General features: G+C 74.7%; 17 protein-coding genes. 7 read left to right on the forward strand and 10 right to left on the reverse strand.

Features of this window, described 5'->3' with window-relative positions:
- Nucleotides 1-49: 49 nt before the first annotated feature.
- The 6 genes from ACFV8H_RS26255 to ACFV8H_RS26280 form a co-directional block, all read right to left on the reverse strand.
- Complete coding sequence (locus ACFV8H_RS26255) at nucleotides 50-1405, reverse strand: VWA domain-containing protein (protein ID WP_380404364.1); 1356 nt, start codon at nucleotides 1403-1405, stop codon at nucleotides 50-52.
- A gap of 95 nt (nucleotides 1406-1500) precedes the next feature.
- The gene (locus ACFV8H_RS26260) at nucleotides 1501-2787 is read right to left on the reverse strand and encodes a protein phosphatase 2C domain-containing protein (RefSeq protein ID WP_380404367.1); all 1287 of its coding nucleotides are present in this window, start codon (nucleotides 2785-2787) and stop codon (nucleotides 1501-1503) included.
- Nucleotides 2788-2790: 3 nt separating this feature from the next.
- On the reverse strand, nucleotides 2791-5331 hold the full coding sequence (locus ACFV8H_RS26265; RefSeq protein ID WP_380404370.1) for a tetratricopeptide repeat protein: 2541 nt from the start codon (nucleotides 5329-5331) through the stop codon (nucleotides 2791-2793).
- A 5-nt stretch (nucleotides 5332-5336) separates the two neighbouring features.
- On the reverse strand, nucleotides 5337-6785 hold the full coding sequence (locus tag ACFV8H_RS26270) for a hypothetical protein (protein WP_380404372.1): 1449 nt from the start codon (nucleotides 6783-6785) through the stop codon (nucleotides 5337-5339).
- 281 nt (nucleotides 6786-7066) lie between these two features.
- Nucleotides 7067-8059, reverse strand: coding sequence for a glutamate ABC transporter substrate-binding protein (locus ACFV8H_RS26275; RefSeq protein ID WP_380404375.1), 993 nt, complete (start codon nucleotides 8057-8059; stop codon nucleotides 7067-7069).
- Between the two features lie 17 nt (nucleotides 8060-8076).
- Nucleotides 8077-9390, reverse strand: coding sequence for a hypothetical protein (locus tag ACFV8H_RS26280; protein WP_380404377.1), 1314 nt, complete (start codon nucleotides 9388-9390; stop codon nucleotides 8077-8079).
- A 527-nt stretch (nucleotides 9391-9917) separates the two neighbouring features.
- On the opposite strand from ACFV8H_RS26280, the gene ACFV8H_RS26285 reads away from it, so the two are divergent.
- On the forward strand, nucleotides 9918-10493 hold the full coding sequence (locus ACFV8H_RS26285; RefSeq protein WP_380404379.1) for a nucleosidase: 576 nt from the start codon (nucleotides 9918-9920) through the stop codon (nucleotides 10491-10493).
- A 99-nt stretch (nucleotides 10494-10592) separates the two neighbouring features.
- Entirely contained in the window at nucleotides 10593-11111 is a 519-nt protein-coding gene (locus tag ACFV8H_RS26290; RefSeq protein ID WP_380404382.1) for a DinB family protein, read from the forward strand.
- A gap of 127 nt (nucleotides 11112-11238) precedes the next feature.
- On the opposite strand, the gene ACFV8H_RS26295 is transcribed toward ACFV8H_RS26290, so the two are convergent.
- Nucleotides 11239-12180, reverse strand: coding sequence for a sigma-70 family RNA polymerase sigma factor (locus ACFV8H_RS26295; RefSeq protein WP_380404385.1), 942 nt, complete (start codon nucleotides 12178-12180; stop codon nucleotides 11239-11241).
- Between the two features lie 53 nt (nucleotides 12181-12233).
- Between ACFV8H_RS26295 and ACFV8H_RS26300 the strand changes: the two genes are divergently transcribed.
- Nucleotides 12234-12755 (forward strand): hypothetical protein, encoded by a 522-nt coding sequence (locus ACFV8H_RS26300; RefSeq protein WP_380404387.1) that lies wholly within the window; start codon nucleotides 12234-12236, stop codon nucleotides 12753-12755.
- Here ACFV8H_RS26300 and ACFV8H_RS26305 read toward each other — a convergent pair.
- From ACFV8H_RS26305 to ACFV8H_RS26315, 3 genes are all read right to left on the reverse strand, one after another.
- Complete coding sequence (locus ACFV8H_RS26305) at nucleotides 12731-13063, reverse strand: hypothetical protein (RefSeq protein ID WP_380404390.1); 333 nt, start codon at nucleotides 13061-13063, stop codon at nucleotides 12731-12733. The genes ACFV8H_RS26300 and ACFV8H_RS26305 overlap by 25 nt on opposite strands.
- Before the next feature lie 72 nt (nucleotides 13064-13135).
- Nucleotides 13136-13267, reverse strand: coding sequence for a hypothetical protein (locus tag ACFV8H_RS26310; RefSeq protein WP_375896225.1), 132 nt, complete (start codon nucleotides 13265-13267; stop codon nucleotides 13136-13138).
- Nucleotides 13268-13389: 122 nt separating this feature from the next.
- Nucleotides 13390-14862, reverse strand: a complete 1473-nt coding sequence (locus tag ACFV8H_RS26315) for an aldehyde dehydrogenase family protein (RefSeq protein WP_380404393.1) — start codon at nucleotides 14860-14862, stop codon at nucleotides 13390-13392.
- A 59-nt stretch (nucleotides 14863-14921) separates the two neighbouring features.
- Between ACFV8H_RS26315 and ACFV8H_RS26320 the strand changes: the two genes are divergently transcribed.
- From ACFV8H_RS26320 to ACFV8H_RS26335, 4 genes are all read left to right on the forward strand, one after another.
- Nucleotides 14922-15671, forward strand: coding sequence for a TetR/AcrR family transcriptional regulator (locus ACFV8H_RS26320; protein ID WP_380404396.1), 750 nt, complete (start codon nucleotides 14922-14924; stop codon nucleotides 15669-15671).
- Nucleotides 15672-15685: 14 nt separating this feature from the next.
- Nucleotides 15686-16171: an SRPBCC family protein gene (locus ACFV8H_RS26325; RefSeq protein WP_380404399.1), complete on the forward strand. Its 486-nt coding sequence runs from the start codon at nucleotides 15686-15688 to the stop codon at nucleotides 16169-16171.
- A 256-nt stretch (nucleotides 16172-16427) separates the two neighbouring features.
- Nucleotides 16428-16631: a hypothetical protein gene (locus tag ACFV8H_RS26330; protein WP_380404401.1), complete on the forward strand. Its 204-nt coding sequence runs from the start codon at nucleotides 16428-16430 to the stop codon at nucleotides 16629-16631.
- Between the two features lie 111 nt (nucleotides 16632-16742).
- Complete coding sequence (locus ACFV8H_RS26335) at nucleotides 16743-17162, forward strand: hypothetical protein (RefSeq protein WP_380404403.1); 420 nt, start codon at nucleotides 16743-16745, stop codon at nucleotides 17160-17162.
- Nucleotides 17163-17167: the final 5 nt, after the last annotated feature.

Consider the following 17167-nt stretch of genomic DNA (forward strand, 5'->3'; position numbering starts at 1 on the left):
GTCGCGCCGGGCGGCCGGCCCGATCACGTCTACAGCGGTCACTTCGCGGTCACTTCTTCACACGTACCGTCTTGGTCGACCGGGTCTCAAGGGTCATCGAGTCGGCCTCGCTCACGTTCTTACGGAACCGAACCGTACCCTCCTTCGGGTCCACCACGTCCACCACCTTCTGCAGCAGCTTGAAGGTGCCCTCGTTGCCGGTCGCGTGGGCGATCCGGACGGCGGCGCCGAGCTTGGCGGTGGCGGTGTCGACGTCGCCGGAGCGGTGGGCCTCCAGGCCCTCCTGGATGGAGGAGGCCAGCTCGGCCTGCCCGGTGTAGTGGGCGACCTGGGGGCTGATCCGGGTGGAGGAGGCGAGGTCGTCCGTCCAGACGGCCTTCACCAGGCCCTGGCTGAGCACCTCGGGGGTGCCGCCGCCGACCTGCGGGGGCAGCACCAGGCTGATCCGGGCGGCGAGCATCTCGTTGCCGACCGAGGCGGACGGGACCTCGACGCAGACGTGGTAGTCGCGGCTCTCGTCGCCCCAGGAGCCGGTGGGGTAGTCGCCCGCCCGGGGCCCGGCCTCGGCGCGGCGGTCGCTGAGGTCCTCGACGGCGGGGGCGACCTGCTTGACGAACTTGACGGTGGCGTTGGCCGGGGTCCAGATCCGCAGCGCGACGTCGGCGACCTGCTTGCCCATCGCGCCGGTCATCATCGAGCGGAAGTCCTCGGCGAGGCCGGAGGGCTCGGCGACGATGTCGGTGGTGCCGAGCAGCGCGGAGGAGATCTTGCGCAGTTCGTCGATCCGCCAGTCGGTGCCGACGCCGCGGCAGTCGGCGGTGAAGTGGCCGGTGACCCGCTCGATCGTGCGGGCGAGGTCCTCGGCGGACTCGTGCTCGTTGTTGCCGTCGGTGAGCAGGATGGCGTGCCGGATGGCGATGTCGCGGCGGGTGAGGAAGAGCTTGTCGGCCTTGGACAGCCAGGTGCCCATGGCGGTGCCGCCGGCCGCGGTGAGGCGGCGCAGCGACTCCTTGGCCTGCTCCCGGGTGGCCGCCGAGGCGGTGGCCAGGGTGCCGTCGCCGGGGTAGATGTCGCGGGCCTCGTGGGTGCCTGCGACGACGGCGAAGGCGGTGCCGTCGCGCAGGGCGTCGATGGCGGCGGCGGTGGCCTCGCGGGCGCCGTTGATCTTGGTCTTGGGGTAGTCCATCGAGCCCGAGCAGTCGACCAGGACCACCACGGCCGCGTTGGCGTCGCCGCTCTGCGGGCCGGCGTCGGCGAGCCCGAGCGGGCGGCCGCCGGAGGTGCCGCCGCCGGTGGAGGTGACGGTGACGATGGCGTTGACCTCGCGGGCGCCGTCGGCCAGGTACTCGTTCTGGAAGATCTCCACGTCGAACCTGGGCAGGTTCGGCTTCGCCAGTGTTGCCATGGGGCGGTGGCTCCCGTCGGGTGAGGGGTGGATGCGATCAGGTCGGTGGGGCGGACCGGCGGACGGGGGCCGTCGGTCCGGTCGCGCGGAACCGGTCAGGCCGTCGGCGGGTGCGGCGGCTGCGGCGGGACGGGCGGGGCGACGGGGGGCGCGGGCGGCGCCGGCGGGGCGGCCGGGGCCGGGGGCAGCGGGGCGGCGGCGGAGCCGATCACCGGGAGGTCCGGCAGGGTCGGCTCGTAGTCCTCGTAGTCGTCGTTCCCGGCGGCGGCCGCCGGCCTGACGATCTTGAGGTCCAGCGCGGTCGGCGTCTCCACGATCTCCGCCAGCGCGGCGGCGGACGGTTCGATCGGCAGCACGGCGACCGTGATGTTGTCGTGCCCGCCGGCCGCGACCGCGAACTTGACCAGGGTCTGGGCCGCCAGCAGCGGTTCGGTGCGGGCGTCCGGGCGGACGTAGTAGGCCAGGTCGGTGGCCGCCTCGGCGTAGTTCCACAGCCCGTCGGTGCAGATCAGCAGCACTCCGGGGACGTGCGGGGTGAACTCGAGGGTGTGCGGCACGACCTCCTCGGCGTCGGCGCCGAGCCAGCCGGTGATCGCGTGGGCGCGCGGGTCGGCGTAGGCCTCGGCCTCGCCCATCAGCCCGGCCTCGACCATCCGGGCGGCCCAGGAGTCGTCCTGGGTGAGCCGGAAGGGTTCGGCGCCGGCCCGGTCGTCCGGGATCCAGTACGCCCGGGTGTCGCCCACCCAGCCGATGGTCACCCGGCCGCCTGCGGCTATGGCGCTGACGTAGGTGCACGCGGGCGCGTTGACGTCGGGCCTGGTCGGGCCGGCGCCGTCGGTGGCGAGGTCGGCGACGGCCTTGGCGGCGTCCGCGATCGCCGTGCGCATCGCCCCCTCCGGGTCGCGGCCGGCCTCCAGGGAGGTCAGCAGGGACTCGGAGGCGGCGTCGACGGCGGTCTCCGAGGCCTCGTCCGGGCGGTCGGAGGAGGAGACGCCGTCGCACACCACGGCGACCACGACCGGCTCCCCGCCGGGCAGCGAGGTGGCGGCGACGGTGAAGGAGTCCTCGTTGCGGTGGTGGCGCACGCCGCGGTCGCTGACCCCGGCGACGCCCGCGAGCGCCTTCTCCATGTGGTCGCGCGGGCGCGGCTGGGCGCTCCCGCAGCCCTCGCAGTAGCCGTCCTCGGTGACCTGTGCCTGCCCGCAGTTGACGCAGACCGGCCCGCGTTGCGGCGGGACGGCCTCACCGCGTGCGGCGGCCCAGCTGGCGGGCATCGCGCCCGGGGCCGCCCGGCCGTCCCGGCCGGCCCCGCAACGCCCGCAGTAGGCGTCGTCAAGGTCCATCGGCTCGGAACAGCTCGGGCACTCGGTCTGCTGCGGCATCGGCTACACCCACGTCCTGGGGCGGGCCCGGTTGGCCCGTTCCACCATCTCGATCCTGGTCTCGGCCCGGTCGGCCAACCGGGCGAGTACCCGGTAGGACTGTTCCAGGGCGAAGCGCAGTTCCCGCTCCACGGCGGGACGTCCGAGGACGACCGGGCCGGCGCCCTGCGGGGCGCCGGCCGAGCCGGCGCCGACCCAGCCGAGGGCCGCGCCGAGCACCTCGACCGAGAGCTCCTCGCGGCGGCGGTCGTCCAGGCGCAGCGCGGTCAGCTGGTCGGAGCCGGCCGCGAGGTCGACGGCGAGCGGGTCGGTGGCGGCCCTTTCGCGCAGCCGGGCGCGGACGGCGGCGATCCGGGCGGCGGTGTACTGGCTGGAGGTGGCCGGGACGGACTCCAGCGCCCGCACCGCGCCGGGCCGGTCGTCCTCGGCGAGGCGGACCCGGGCCAGGCCGAAGGCGGCGCTGAGGTAGGACTGGTCGGTGGTCCAGACGAGCCGGTAGAACTCGGCCGCGTCGCCGCCGTCGCCGAGCAGTTCGGCGCAGATGCCGAGGGCGAGCTTGGGAGCGGCCTCGCCCGGGAAGGCGTCGTAGACCGCGTCGAAGGCCTCGGCGGCCGCCCGCAGGCGGGGCTCGGCGGCGGTGCCGGCGGGGTCCTCGGCGAGGTCCGCGCCGGCGCCGACCAGGGCGACCAGGCCGCGGTACCAGACCACCCGCCAGTCGTCCGGGTGGTCCTGCTCCAGCTTCGCGAACTCCTGCACGGCCGTGCCGTGGCGGCCGAGTTCGAGCAGGGAGCGCAGTTCACGCAGCCGACTCTCGACCGAGACGGCGGGGGCGCCGGCGAGGGCGGCGAGCGCCTCCTCGGGGTCGGCGGCGAGCAGGGTGGCGAGGAAGCCGGCGTTGGGGTCGCCCGGGTCGACCCGGGGGACGGGCAGCGCGAGGGCGGCGGCGGCCGGGTCGAGCCCGGCCACCCGGAGCTGTCCGGGCTGGGTGGTGGGCAGCACCAACTCGGTGTCCACGACGCGCAGTTCGGGGCCGAAGAGGGTGGACGGCGCGGGCCGGGGCCGTTCGTCCTGGAGGGCCAGGATCTCCCGCAGCACGCCGGTGAGCTGGTCGGCCATCTCCTCGGCGGAGGAGAACCGGCGGGCCGGGTCCGGGTCGGTGGCGCGGACCAGGAAGCGGTAGTAGGACTCGTACCTGGCGAAGACCTCGACGTCCTCGGGGCCGGGCAGCGAGTCGCGGTAGGTGGTGCTGTAGCCCTGGAAGTCGAAGGTGAGCACCGCGAGGGTGCGGGCCACGGTGTAGAGGTCGGAGGCGGGGGAGGGGCCGTCGGTGGCGATCTCCGGGGCCTGGTAGCCGATGGTGCCGTAGATCGCGCCGTCGTCGTCGAAGCGGCGGACCGCGCCCATGTCGATGATCTTGAGCGTGTCGCCGCTCTGGATCACGTTGTCGATCTTGAAGTCGCAGTAGATCAGGCCTCGGCCGTGCAGGTAGCCCAGGGCCGGCAGCGCCTCCAGCGCGTACGCGATCGCCTGCTCGACCGGCAGCGGCTCGCGCCGGCCGTCCGGGGTGCGGCGGTCGTTGGCGATGTCCTTGAGCGACTTGCCGCCGACGAACTCCATCACGATGTAGCCGTCGGTGGAGCCGGTGCGCAGGTCCGGGTGCTCGGCGAAGTTGATGATCCGGACGATGTTCGGGTGGTCCACCTCGGCCAGGAAGCGCCGCTCGGCGACGGCCGCGGCCAGCGCGTCCTCGTCCCCGGTGTCCAGCAGGCCCTTGAGCACCACCCACTTGTCGTTGACCCGCCGGTCCACCGCCAGGTAGATCCAGCCGAGCCCGCCGTGCGCCAGGCAGCCGAGCACCTCGTACTGGCCGCCGACCAGGTCGCCGCGGCGCAGCTTGGGGGTGAAGGAGTACGGCGTGCCGCACTTGGTGCAGAAGCCGTCCGGGCGGCCCGGCCGGCCGTTCTTCTCCCGGCCCACCGGGGTCTCGCACTTGGAGCAGTACCGCTTGCGCTCCGGCACCTCGGGGTTCTCCAGCACCGCCTGCGCCGGGTCGGCCGTCTCCACGGTCGGCACGGTGACCAGGCCGGCGCCCAGCCGGTTGCGGGTGCCCGCGCTGACGCTGCCGCGGGTGGAGCGCACCGAGACCGAGCGGCTGCTGCCGGTGCGGGTCGAGCGGTGCGAGCGGGAGCGGCCGGACATCGACCGGCCGGAGCCGGTGCGGGCCGACAGCGAGCGGATCGAGGCGCCGGGGGCGGAGTCCGGGGTGACCCGGGCGGACGGGACGTAGGGCTGGGTGATGCCGGTGTCGCCGCCGGGCGGGGTCAGCCCGCACTCGTCGCAGTAGCCGTCCGCATCGATGGTGCCCGAGCAGTCCCGCGGGCACGGCGAGCCGGGCCCGGCGGCGGTCGGCGGGGCGGCGCCGGCGGCGGCGGCCGGGGGGACCGTGGTGGTCCCCACCGGGGTCAGCCCGCACTCGTCGCAGTAGCCGTCCGCATCGATGGTGCCGTCGCCGGAGCACTCCGGCCGCACGCACGTCTCGCCCATCAACCTCAGCCCCCCTGTACCTGTCCGTCGACCGGCGTCTGGCCGGCCGACCCGTGTGCCTGCTGCCCGTGGGCCTGGTGCCCGTGGGCGTGCTGCCCGTGCGCCTGCTGCCCGTGCTGCCCGTGCTGCCCGTGCGCCTGCGCGCCGTCGGAGGCCTCGGCCTGGGCCGGGCGCAGCGACTGCTGGAAGCGGGCCACCGCGGCGGCCGCCGCCCGCAGGTCGCACGGCGCGCTCCAGAGCAGCCAGCGCGCCTTCTCGTACCGTTCGATCACTTCCGGGTCCTCGGCGACCCGCATCCGGGCCGCCATCGCCTTGTAGGCGTCCAGCCGGCCGCGCAGCTCGGCCCGGACGGCCAGCGGCTGGGTCACCTCGGTGAGCGAGTGCCGGGCCCGGGCCAGCTCCTTGGCGGCGGCGTCCTCCAGCGCGTCCAGCAGCGGCGCCAGCCGGCCCCACTGCCCGGCCTGGCGTAGGTCCAGGGCGGTGACGATCCGTTCGCGCAGCGCCGAGGCCGGGCCGGGCACCGCGGGTACGTCGCTGGAGGCTATCTTCGCCAGCACCTCGCCGCGGGCCCGGCGGGCCTCGGCCAGGGTGGCGTCGGCCCGCTGGAGCAGGTCGCCGACGCCCTGGAGGCGCTCCTCGGCGTCGTCGCGCAGCCGCAGCAGGTTCTCCAGCTCCAGCCGGACGCCGTCCAGGGCCCGCCCGGCCCGGTCGAACCGCTCGGTGTCCACCACCCCGGCGGGGGAGGCGAAGGCCTCGCCGTCCGGGACGGTGCCGCGCTGGGCGGGCACCCGGGCCGGGCGCCACAGGGCCAGCGGGTCCTCGCGGACCTCGGTGCGCAGCTCGGTGAGGTCCCGCTCCAGCCCGGTCAGGTCGTCGCCCAGCGGGTGGCTGCCGGTGCGCACGCCGAGCGAGGCGGCCAGCGTGTGCACCCGGTGCAGCTCGGCCAGCAGCAGGTCGATCCGGGCCGGCAGCGCCGACCAGACCGCGTCGGCAGCGCTGACCACCTCCAGCACGGTGGCGTACCAGGAGTTCATCCGGGCCATCAGCGCGTCCAGGCTGATCCGCTCGACCAGCTTGGCGGGCGCGCCCAGCAGTTGCGGCCCGTCCGGCACGGCGCCGCCCGGGACGGTCACCGCGTCGCCCGTCAGCAGCTCGGTCAGCTCGGCGAGTTCGGGCCCGCCGGGCTTGGCCTTGCGGGCCCGGACGGCGCGGGCCGAGGCGAGCGCCTCGGAGTAGCGGTCGAACAGCGCCCAGAGCAGCGGCAGCCCCTTGCCGGCGACGGACCAGCGCTCCAGGGTGCGGCCGGACAGCTCGGCGCCGTCCAGCAGCCGCAGGCCCGGGTGGTCCTGGAGGGCGAGCAGCGCCGACTCGACCGCGTCCCGCTCCGCGCCGAGGCGCGCGAGCGCGCGGTCCACCTCCTCCCGGCTCAGTACCGGGCCAGCCGATGCCGCCACCGCGGTGTCCTTCCTTCCTCGCGTGCGATCCCGCCCTGTGCGACGTGCGATCCCACGACAACCCCCCGTGTCCACCACCGGTCTCCCCGTGGTGATCGTCCCGAACCCTAGCCGGTGGCCGTTCGGGCGGTGCGGGCGCGGGGCGTCAAGACGGCGTCAACGCCCCGCGTCAGCGGTGCTCCGTGCGCGATGCGGCGCCGCCTGGTGGGGCGCCCGGTGCGGTGCCCTGCGGCGACCGGTGCGGCGCCCGGTGCGGTGCTCAGTGCGTGCTCAGCGCGTGCTCAGTGCGGGACCGGCCAGTAGCGCTCCGCGTCGTTGAGCATGTACGGCTTCAACCAGCGGTCGTAGCTGCGCCCCCAGTCGCCGCTCGCGTGGTAGTCGGCCAGCACCTGGTTGACCCGCGCGGTGAGGTCCGGGCTGGTCTTGAGCATGGCGACGCCGATCACCTCGGGCTGCACGTCGCCGTCCACGATCCGCACGGTCTGGTCCTGCGCGGCCTGACCGGCCGCCAGGCCGTCGTCGGTCATGGTGGCGTCGACCTTGCCGAGCTGCATCAGGACCAGGCAGTCCAACTGGTTCTCCACCACCGTCAGCTGGGCCCTGGCGTCCTTCTTGGCGCCCTTGGCCGGGTCCATCACGTCGGCGGCCGTCGAGCCCTTGGCGACGCAGACGTTCTTGCCGCCGATCGCCTCGTCCAGGTTCTTCGCCGGGGAGGTCTTCGGCACCAGCACCCGCTGGGAGATGCTGAAGTACGGCTTGGAGAAGGCGACCTGCTCCATCCGCTTGCAGTTGACGGTCATGGTGCGGACGATCAGGTCGACCCGGCCCTTCTGCACCGCGTCGACCCGGTCGGCGGTGGCCACCGGCTTGAGCACCACCTTGTCCGGGTCGCCCATGATGGCGGTGCCGATCGCCCGGGCCAGGTCGATGTCGAAGCCCTCGATCTGGCCGGTGTTCGGGTTGCGGGCGCCCCAGCGGTAGCTGTTCTGGTCGACGCCGATCACCAGGCTGCGCTTGCCCTTGATGGCCTTCACCGCCGGGCCGTCCACCGAACTCGGCGGCACGCTGCCGTAGATGTCGCAGGAGTCGGACTGGTCCTGGCTCTGCTGGACGGCCTGCGGCGCGGTCGCGGTGGTCGCGGCGGCGGCCCCGGCCGGTGCGGCGCCGGAGGGGCCGCCCCCGCCGAGCACGGCCGCGCAGGCGGCCAGCACGGCCAGTGCGGCGGCGCTCCTGGTCGGTACGGTGGTGCCGCGCGTGAGTGTCCGTGTGCGCATGAGTGTCCGTTCCCCCTCTACCGGTACTCGGCGAGTCGTCGGCCCAGGCCGCGCAGCGCGGCGACCGCGGCCGCCAGGCCGAGCACGGCGGCGGCGCCGGCCGCCAGCCGGAGGTCCCCGGCGGTGCCGTCGGCGTAGGCCGTGAAGCGGGCCTGCTCGGCGTCGGCGGCCTGGGCCAGTGCCCGGTCGGTGGCGTTGAAGGCGGCGTCGGCGGTGGTGGTGGTGTCGGTGGCGGACACCGTCGCGTTCAGGGCGCCCTGGTAGTCGGCGTTCTCGACCTCGGCGGTGCGCGCCTTGCGGTACCGGTCCTGCCACTCGTCGTACTGCTGGGCGGCGGTGGCCAGCGGCTGGTCCGCGGCGGCGGGGGCGAGGATCAGCGCGTTGGAGAGCGTGCCGGCCCGGTCGCGCATCGGGGTGCCCTTGCCGGCCGTCCCGGCGAGGCGCTTGGTGACGTCGTCGTACTGGGTGGCGTAGGTGGCGGTGGAGCCGCGCGCGACCAGGTTCAGGTTCTCCGCCAGGCGCGCCGTCAGCATGTCCACCCGGGCCGAGTTGAGGGCCTGCAGCGGGAAGGCCCCTTCGAGGTCGCTCTTCTTCAACGCCGAGCCGGTGGTCAGCCCGGCCACGGCGAGCCAGAGCGTGCCGGCCAGGACGGCGGCGGTGGCGCCCAGCAGGCCGACGTTGAACACCCGGTTGGTGCGGCGGAACAGGGTCAGCTGCACCCAGCCCAGCGCGGCCAGGGTGAGCACCGCCAGGCCGTACGCGCCCCACGGCGTGGACCGGGCCGCGGCGTAGTCGGTCACCAGCTCGTGGTTCTCGATGGTGTTCAGCTCGGCGGCGGCCGGCAGCAGGACGGTCTGCATCTGCTCGGAGGCGTACCGCAGGTAAGCTCCGCCGAGCGGGATGCCCTGCCGGTTGTCGGCCCGCGCGGATTCCACCAGACCGGCGTACACCGGGAGTTGCTGGTTCAGCCGGGCGAGTGAGTCCTGGGCCGGGGAGGTCGAGGTGGTCCGGGCGGCGGCCTGGGAGATCAGCTTGGCGGCCTGGGCGAGGTCCTGTTCGTAGCGGGCCCGGACGTCCTTGGGCTCGGCGCCGGCCAGCAGGAAGCCGGAGGCCGCGGTGGTGGCGGCGTCGGCCAGCGAGCGGTGGATCTCGGCGGCGTCCCGGCTGAGCGGCTGACTGTACGAGACCACCCGGTCGGCGGCCTGCGCCCTGGTCTCCAACTGCCAGGCGGTGAGCCCGCCGAAGGCCACGGTCAGCACCGCGAGCACCACCCCGGCGATCCGCAGCCGGCCCGGGGGCGTGCGGGTGGCCTGGGCCAGCCGGGCGCGCACCCCGCGCTCCGGCGCAGTGGCCCGGGGCCGCTTCGCGGGCGGTGCGGCGCTCGGTCGGGGCGCGGCCGGACCGGGGAACGCCGCTCCCCGGGGTGCCGGCGCTCCCGGTGCTCCCAGGGTGCCCGGTGCGCCCGGGGTCGCCGTTGGTGCGCCGAACGCCGCCGTCCCCGGTGCGGCCGGCGGCGTGCCCGGTCGTGCCGGGAACGCGGCGCCCGGTGCGCCGTTGCCTACTGGTGTCGCCACCCGCCTCATCCTCCCCTGGGGCCGGCCCGTCTCCCCGGGCCCGACCGATGGCAGCAGTATGGCCGTGACTCCCTCCGGCCACACCTGACTTGCGCCGATCTTGAGCATGTCGTGCACGGTTTCCGCACGCCTCCGTACGGCTTGTGCCGATTGTCACCGGTTGTCACCGATCGCACCGGCCCCACGGAGAGGTGGCGCCCGCTGCGACGCCCGCCGGGGCCCCCGCGGTTCCGCGCCGCGCGGCCGCCGGGCCCGGCACCCCCGTGCTCCGTACCATGGGCCCCATGCGACTGCTTGGAACGATCTCGCCCGACCGCCCGCTGCTCGTCGTCGCGGTCCGCGAGGAGGCCGCCCACCTCGACGACCGGCTGCCCGTGCTGCTCACCGGGATAGGGAAGGTCAACGCCACCGCGGCCCTGGCCACCGTGCTGGCGCAGGGCGAACTCCCCTCCGAGGTGATCAACCTCGGCACGGCCGGCGCGCTGCGCCCCGGCTGGGAGGGCATGCACCACGTCGTCCAGGTGATCCAGCACGACCTGAACACCGCCGCACTCCAGCACCTCACCGGCCGCAGCTACGGCGCCCCGCTGGTGGTCGGCAAGGGCGACGGACCGGTGCTGGCCACCGGTGACCTGTTCGTCGACTCCCCGGACGCCAAGGAGCGGCTCGCCGAGCACGCCGACCTGGTCGACATGGAGGGCTACGCCGTCGCCACCGTCGCCCACCGGGCCGGGGTGCCGGTGCGGCTGGTCAAGTACGTCAGCGACGAGGCCGGGGACGGTGCGGCCCGCAGCTGGCAGGAGTCGGTCGACGGCTGCGCCCGGCACCTCGCGGACTGGGTGCACGCGCAGGGGTGGTGACGGGGCGGTTGGGTGTCGGGCCGTCAGGGGCGTCAGGGGCGTCGGGGCGTCGGGCCGGTTGGTCGTCGGGGTGTCGGTTCGGGTGGCTAGGGTGGCGCGGTGACCGAGAACACCGCGCCCAGCCCGCGCCCCGACGTCCGTCCGCCCGGCCTGAACGCCGATGAGCGGACCACCCTGCTGTCCTTCCTCGACTACCTGCGCGAGGCCGTGATCGGCAAGGTGGAGGACCTCTCCGACGAGGACGCCCGGCGGCCCGGGGTCGCCTCCGGCACCAGCCTGCTGTGGCTGGTGCGGCACTTGGCCGTGGTCGAGTACAACTGGTTCGAGTACGCGTACGGCGGCCTCGGGGACGAGCCGGCCCTGACGTCGGACGCCCCGCCGGCGGAGCTCTCCACGGCCTCGGCGGTCGCCGCCTACCGGGACGCGATCGCCCGGGCGAACGCGGTGGTCGCGGCCGCCCCCGACCTTGACCGGCCGGGCGTGCGCTCGCTGCGGCCCGACGCGGTCGAAGGGCCGTCGCTGCGCTGGGTGCTGGTGCACATGATCGAGGAGACCGGGCGGCACGCCGGGCACGCGGACATCATCCGGGAGCAGCTGGACGGTGCCGTCGGGCGGTGAGGCCGGGCGGTGAGGCGGCGGGGGTGGGAGGGCGGTTCGCCCTCCCACCGCCGCCGGTTCACTCGTGGCCGGTCGCGGTCGGTCGTGGCCGGTCGTGGCCGGCGGCGGTCGGTCGCGTCGGTCGCCGTCAGTCCCGGAAGGCCGAGAGGTCGAAGGCCGCCAGCCGCTCCGGGTCGGCGATCACGTCGATCGCGGTGATCGCGCCGGCCACGACGGTGAACGCCATGATCGACAGCGCCCGGCCGTTGGCGCCGATGACCACCGCGCCCGCGGCGCCGTTGACCAGCGCCGGGCGGGCGAACGGCGACAGCCTGCCCCACAGGACGGCCTGCCCGGCCACCGTCGCGGCACCGGTGAGCACCACGGTGTGGCGGGCCAGTCCGGCGCCGCCGTCCGAGCGCAGCACCACGTCCGGGTCCAGTACGGCGACCAGCGCCTCCAGATCGCCGGTGCGGGAGGCGGCGAAGAAGGCGTCCACGGCCAGCCGCTGACGGCCCAGGTCCCGGTCGGGCGCGGGCTGCGCCTGCACCTTGCGGCGGGCCCGGCCGGCCAGTTGGCGGGTCGCGGCCGAGGTCTTCCCGATCAGCGGGGCGATCTCCTCGAACGGCACCGCGAACAGGTCGTGCAGCACGAAGGCGACCCGCTCGGCGGGCGACAGCGACTCCATCACCACCATCAGCGCCAGACCGACCGAGTCCGCGAGCATCACCTCCTGCTCCGGGTCGACCACCCCCTCCCGGCGCAGCAGCGGGTCCGGCAGCCGCTCGGGGCCGCTCGCGCCGTCCGGTCCGACCGGTTGGAGCGGCTCCTCCCGGCGGGCGGCGCGGTCGCGCAGCAGGTTCAGGCAGACCCGGGACACCACTGTGGTCAGCCAGCCGCCGAGGTTGGCCACGGTGGCCGTGTCGGTTCGGTCGTACCGCAGCCAGGCGTCCTGGAGCGCGTCGTCGGCCTCGCTGACCGAGCCGAGCATCCGGTAGGCGACGGCGCGCAGGTGCGGGCGGTGCTCCTCGAAGAGCGCGGTCCGGGCGGCTCGCCCGTCGGTTCCGCCGGTACCGCCTGTTTCGTTCACCGTGTCTCGTTCCTTCGTCGGGGTTGTCGGAGCGGGCTCGTAGGGTGTGCGGCATGTCGTTCCTCGATCGCCTGCGGGCGACCCCCGCCACCGTCGACTTCCTGCTCTGGCCCGGGGACTTCTCCCTCGACGCCTACTCCCACGTGGAGGAGGTCGTGCTCGCCTCCGGCGAAGCCCTGGAGGAGGTCGCCAAGTGCGGTGCGGGCGGCACCTTCTTCCTCTGCGGCGAGGGCGGCGACGAACGTCCCGTCCTCTACGCCGACTCGGAGGGCGGCGCGGCGCTGCTGGCCGTCAGCCTGGAGGAGCTGGTCCGGCTGCTGCTGGCGGTGCCGTGGTGGCGGGACTGCGTGCGGCTGACCGAGGAGGAGAGCACGGAGGCGGCCGAGGACTACCTGGCCGACGAGCCCGACCTGCTCGCCGACCGGGACGCGGCCGCGGCCGCGATCGGGCTCGAAGTCCCGACCGCGGCCGAGGCCTTGGCCCGTCTGCGCGAGGTCACCCTCGGCCTCGGGCCGTCGTACGTGCTGCTCAACGCGGTGGAGGGCAACGCCTACCAGCCGCTGTTCCGGCTCTGACCCGACCGGCCCCGGAGCCGGTCGGCCAGTTCGCGGGCCACGGCGGCCTCCGGGGCGTCGGTGTCGTCCAGGTGCGCCAGCAGGCGCAGGACGGCACGGTGTTCGCCGTGGGTGAGCCGGACCTGTGCGCCCGGGTGGGCGAGGTCCTCCGTGACGCCCCGGGCCAGGTCGGCCGTGCTGCGGGCGGAGTCGCCCGCGGCCGGGGCGTCCGGGCCCGGGCTGTTCTGGGCCGGGCCGTTGATGGTGACGTTCGTCGACTGGACGACCTGGCCGCCGATGGTGACGTCGCCGATGATCTGGTTGACCATGCTTCCCCCCGGGGTGAGTTGACGATCGATCGGCAGCGTAGCCGGTGCGGCGGCGGTGTGGCGGCGGTGCGGTCAGGGGCGGCGGCCGCGCCGCCTGGACCAGCCGGTGTCGGGGTCGTCGCCGGAGCTGCCCGGGCGACCCGGGTTGTGCAGGGTGCTTGCGGAGGTGTGCCGTTCGGCCGGTCGGATCGCGATGGCGTCCATGGTGTGCCTTTCCCCGTCGTCGTCATGCGTGTGCTCTGGCTCGCAGAACGCTAGGGGCGGCCAGGGCGCTCCGCATCCGTACGGGTACTCAGGCGGGCTGAGTCGATCCGCCGTCGTGCCGGTCAGAGGAGGCGGCGCAGGAGGCGGGACTTGAGGGGGGTGAAGGGCGGGTAGGCGGGGCGGAGGGGGTCGGCGAGGAGGGGCTTGTCGAGGACGGACTTGGTGTGGCTGAAGGTGTCGATGGAGTGGGCGCCGTGGTACCGGCCGAGGCCGCTCTCGCCGACGCCGCCGAAGGGGAGGCCGGGGACGACGATGTGGGCGTTGGGGACACCGAAGGCGAGGGCGCCGGAGGAGGTCTCGGTGGTGAGGCGGCGCTTGGTGGTGTCGGAGGCGGTGAAGGCGTAGAGGGCGAGGGGCTTGTCGCGGGCGGTGATGAAGGCGATCGCGGCGTCGAGGTCGGGGACGCGGATGATCGGCAGGACGGGGCCGAAGATCTCCTCGCGCATCACCGGGGCGTCCGGGTCGACGTCGGCCAGGACGGTGGGCGCGAGGTAGCGGTCGGCGCGGTGGTGGTCGCCGCCGGTGACGATGCGGCCGTCGGCGAGCAGGGCCGTCAGCCGGTCGAAGTGGCGCTCGTTGACGATGCGGCCGTAGTCGGGGCTCCGGGCCGGGTCGGTGCCGTACATCTCGCGGACGGCGGCGGTGAGTTGGCGTTCGAGCTCGGTGGCGGTGTCGCCGATGGCGAGGACGTAGTCGGGGGCCACGCAGGTCTGGCCGGCGTTCATGAACTTGCCCCAGGCGATCCGGCGGGCGGCGGTGGCGAGGTCGGTGCCGGGTTCGACGACGACCGGGCTCTTGCCGCCCAACTCCAGGGTGACGGGGGTGAGATGGCGCGCGGCGGCGGTCATGACGATGCGGGCGACGGTGCCGTTGCCGGTGTAGAAGACGTGGTCGAAGCGCTGCTCCAGCAGGGCGCCGGTCTCCGGCACGCCGCCCTCGACGACGGCGACGGCCTGCCGGTCGAGGGTGCGGGGCAGCCAGTGGGCGAGGGCGGCGGAGGTGGCGGGGGCGAGTTCGCTGGGCTTGACCACCGCGCAGTTGCCCGCGGCGAGCGCGCCGACCAGCGGGGCCAGGGCGAGCTGGAGCGGGTAGTTCCACGGACTGATGATCAGCACGGTGCCCAGGGGCTCGCGGACCGTCCGGGCCCGGGCGGGCAGCAGGGCGAGCGGGACGGGGATGCGGCGCGGGCGCAGCCAGCCGTCGAGGTGGCGCAGGGTGTGGTCGATCTCGTTGACCGTGAAGCCGATCTCGGTGGTGTAGGCCTCGGCGGCGCTCTTGCCGAGGTCGGCGTGGAGGGCGGCGGCGAAGACGGCCTCCTGGTCGACCAGCAGGCCTCGCAGGGCGCGGAGTTGGGCCTTGCGCCAGGCGAGGGGCTTGGTGCGGCCGGTGGCGAAGGCGGCGTGCAGGCGGGCGACGGTCGCGGCGGGGTCGGCGGCGGGGCCGGCGGCGGGGGTGGCCGTCGCGGGGCCGACGGCGGGGGTGGCTTCGGCGGAGGCGGGCGCGGCTGTGGGCGTGGCTTCGGCAGAGAGGCTCATGCCGTCGAGCATAAACGAAACGAAACGATTTCGTTTCTAGTTCTCGGTAGACTTCCGGCATGAGCCGCAGCACCACCCCGTCCAGCACCACCCGGTCCAGCACCACGACCTCCAGCGCCGCACCGGCCGCCACAGCGCGCCGGGGGCGCCCCCGTGACGCCGCCCGGGACCGGGCGCTGCTGGACGCCACGCTCGCCGTCCTCGCGGAGAGCGGCTACGGCGGGCTGACCACCGCCGCGGTGGCGGCCCGGGCCGGGGTCTCCACGGCGACCCTCTACCGCCGCTGGTCGTCCAAGGAGGACCTGGTGATCGCCGCCGCCGCGCTGCACGGCGAGAGCTCCTACGAGCAGCCGGACACCGGCGGACTGGAGGGCGACCTGCGGGTCGTCCTACGGGACAAGGCGGCGAGCATGACCGGCGAGCCCGGCCGGCTGATCCGCGCCCTGATCGGCGAGGCCGCCCACAACACGGCCCTGGCCCAGGCGCTGGTGACGGCCTTCCTCCAGCCGGTGTACGGGCGGGTCGCGGAGGTCGTCCGGCGGGCCGTCGAGCGCGGGGAGATCCCGCCGCTCGACGGCGTGGACCTGCTCGGCGAGGTGGTGGTCGGACCGGTGATGACCCACTTCCTGCTCACCCCGCACCTGCCCGAGGATGTGGACGAGGCCACCGCCCAGGAGACCGCCGACCGGCTGCTGCCCTTTGCCCTGCGGGCGGTGGGCGGGACGGTCGGGACGCTCGGGACGCTCGGGACGTCCGCCCGTGAGATCCGTGAGATCCGTGAGATCCGCGAGACCCGTGAGGCCCCGTGAGAAGAGGAGCCCCGATGCCCTGGTTCACGCTCGAACGCTTCGACCCGTCCTTCTTCGACACCGCGCCGCACCGCTACGCGTACGTGCTGGACCTCCCGGTGACGCCGGAGGCGGTCTGGCGGGGGCTCGCCGGTGACGCGCCGCTGTCCTGGTGCCGGGGCCTGGCCGGCGGCCGCTACACCTCGCGACCCCCGCACGGCGTCGGCACGACCCGCGAGATCACCGCGATGCGGCTGCTGCGCCTGCGGGAGGAGTTCGTGCGCTGGGAGGAGGGATCCCGGCACTCCTTCTGCGTCACCTCGGCGAGCCTGCCGCTGTTCCGGCGCTTCGGGGAGGACTACCTGGTCGAGCCCACCCCGACCGGCACCCGGTTCACCTGGACCTTCGCCTTCGAGCCCAACCCGTTGCTGGCCCGCCCGGCCGCGCTGACGGACCTGCCGAACCGGTCCTTCCTGCGGACCCTGGTCGCGGACACCAAGCGGCACTTCGGCGCGGCCTGATGCGCCCGGGCGGCCAGGTGGCGGAGCGGGCCGGGTCGTCGGCCTGCGGGTAGTTCCCTGAGCGGCGGAGTGGATCGGACGGCCGTCTCGCGCGCTCGTCTCGTACGGGCGTCTCGGACGGACGTCCGTCTTGCACATCCGCGCCGGGCGGGTGCCCCACGCGTCCGGGCGGCATGGACGGTTCGGACGTACGTCTCGGACGTGCGTCTTGCACGTACGTCCGAGTCATGAGTATGGTGATCTCATCAACCGCCGGTTGTCCTACCTGGACTTCGGCGGCGCCGGCCGTCCGCCGCTCGCGCTGCACGGCCACCTCTCGGGGCGATCAACTCCTACCAGTTCGCGGCCCGCCATCCCGAGCTGGGGTGTTGTGACAACGCTGGTCGGCGACCATCTGCCGCCGATCACCGCTACCGACGAACTCGCGGTAACCGTAAGGGAGTTCCTCGCGGAACTGTAGCCGCAGCGGAACGGTGCGGTCCGCGTGGTGCCCGGCGCTCCGGCAGGGTATAACGCTCGTGACCGGAACACCGGTGCACCGGAAGAGCGTCCATATCCGTCGGGGGAGACCATGGACCCGGAACTGAGCTCACTCGCGGGCGTCGCCGCGACGGCCGTCGTCCAGCAGCTGACCACCACCGCCTGGGAGCGGATCCGTGCCGCCGTCGGGGAGTTGTGGCGCCGTCGGCACCCCGAGCGGGCCGAGACGGTGCTCGCCGAGCTGGGCGAGTCGCGCGAGGACGTGGCGCAGGCGCGTCGTGCGGGGGACGAGCAGGCGGAGCGGGAGGTGGTCGACCTGTGGGGCGCCCGGCTGCGTCGGCTGCTCGCCACCGATCCCGGCGCGGCCACACAACTGCGCTCGCTCGTCGAGGAGTTGGCCGGCGGATCGGCGCCCGCCGTGCCGCAGCAGTCGGTCACCATGACCGCCGAGGCCTCCGGACGGGCCCGGATCAACCAGGCCGTCGGGGACATCCACGTCAACGAACGGTGAGGGCG

Origin of the sequence: Kitasatospora sp. NPDC059827 (genome assembly GCF_042731675.1) — a bacterium.
Classification (GTDB): domain Bacteria; phylum Actinomycetota; class Actinomycetes; order Streptomycetales; family Streptomycetaceae; genus Kitasatospora.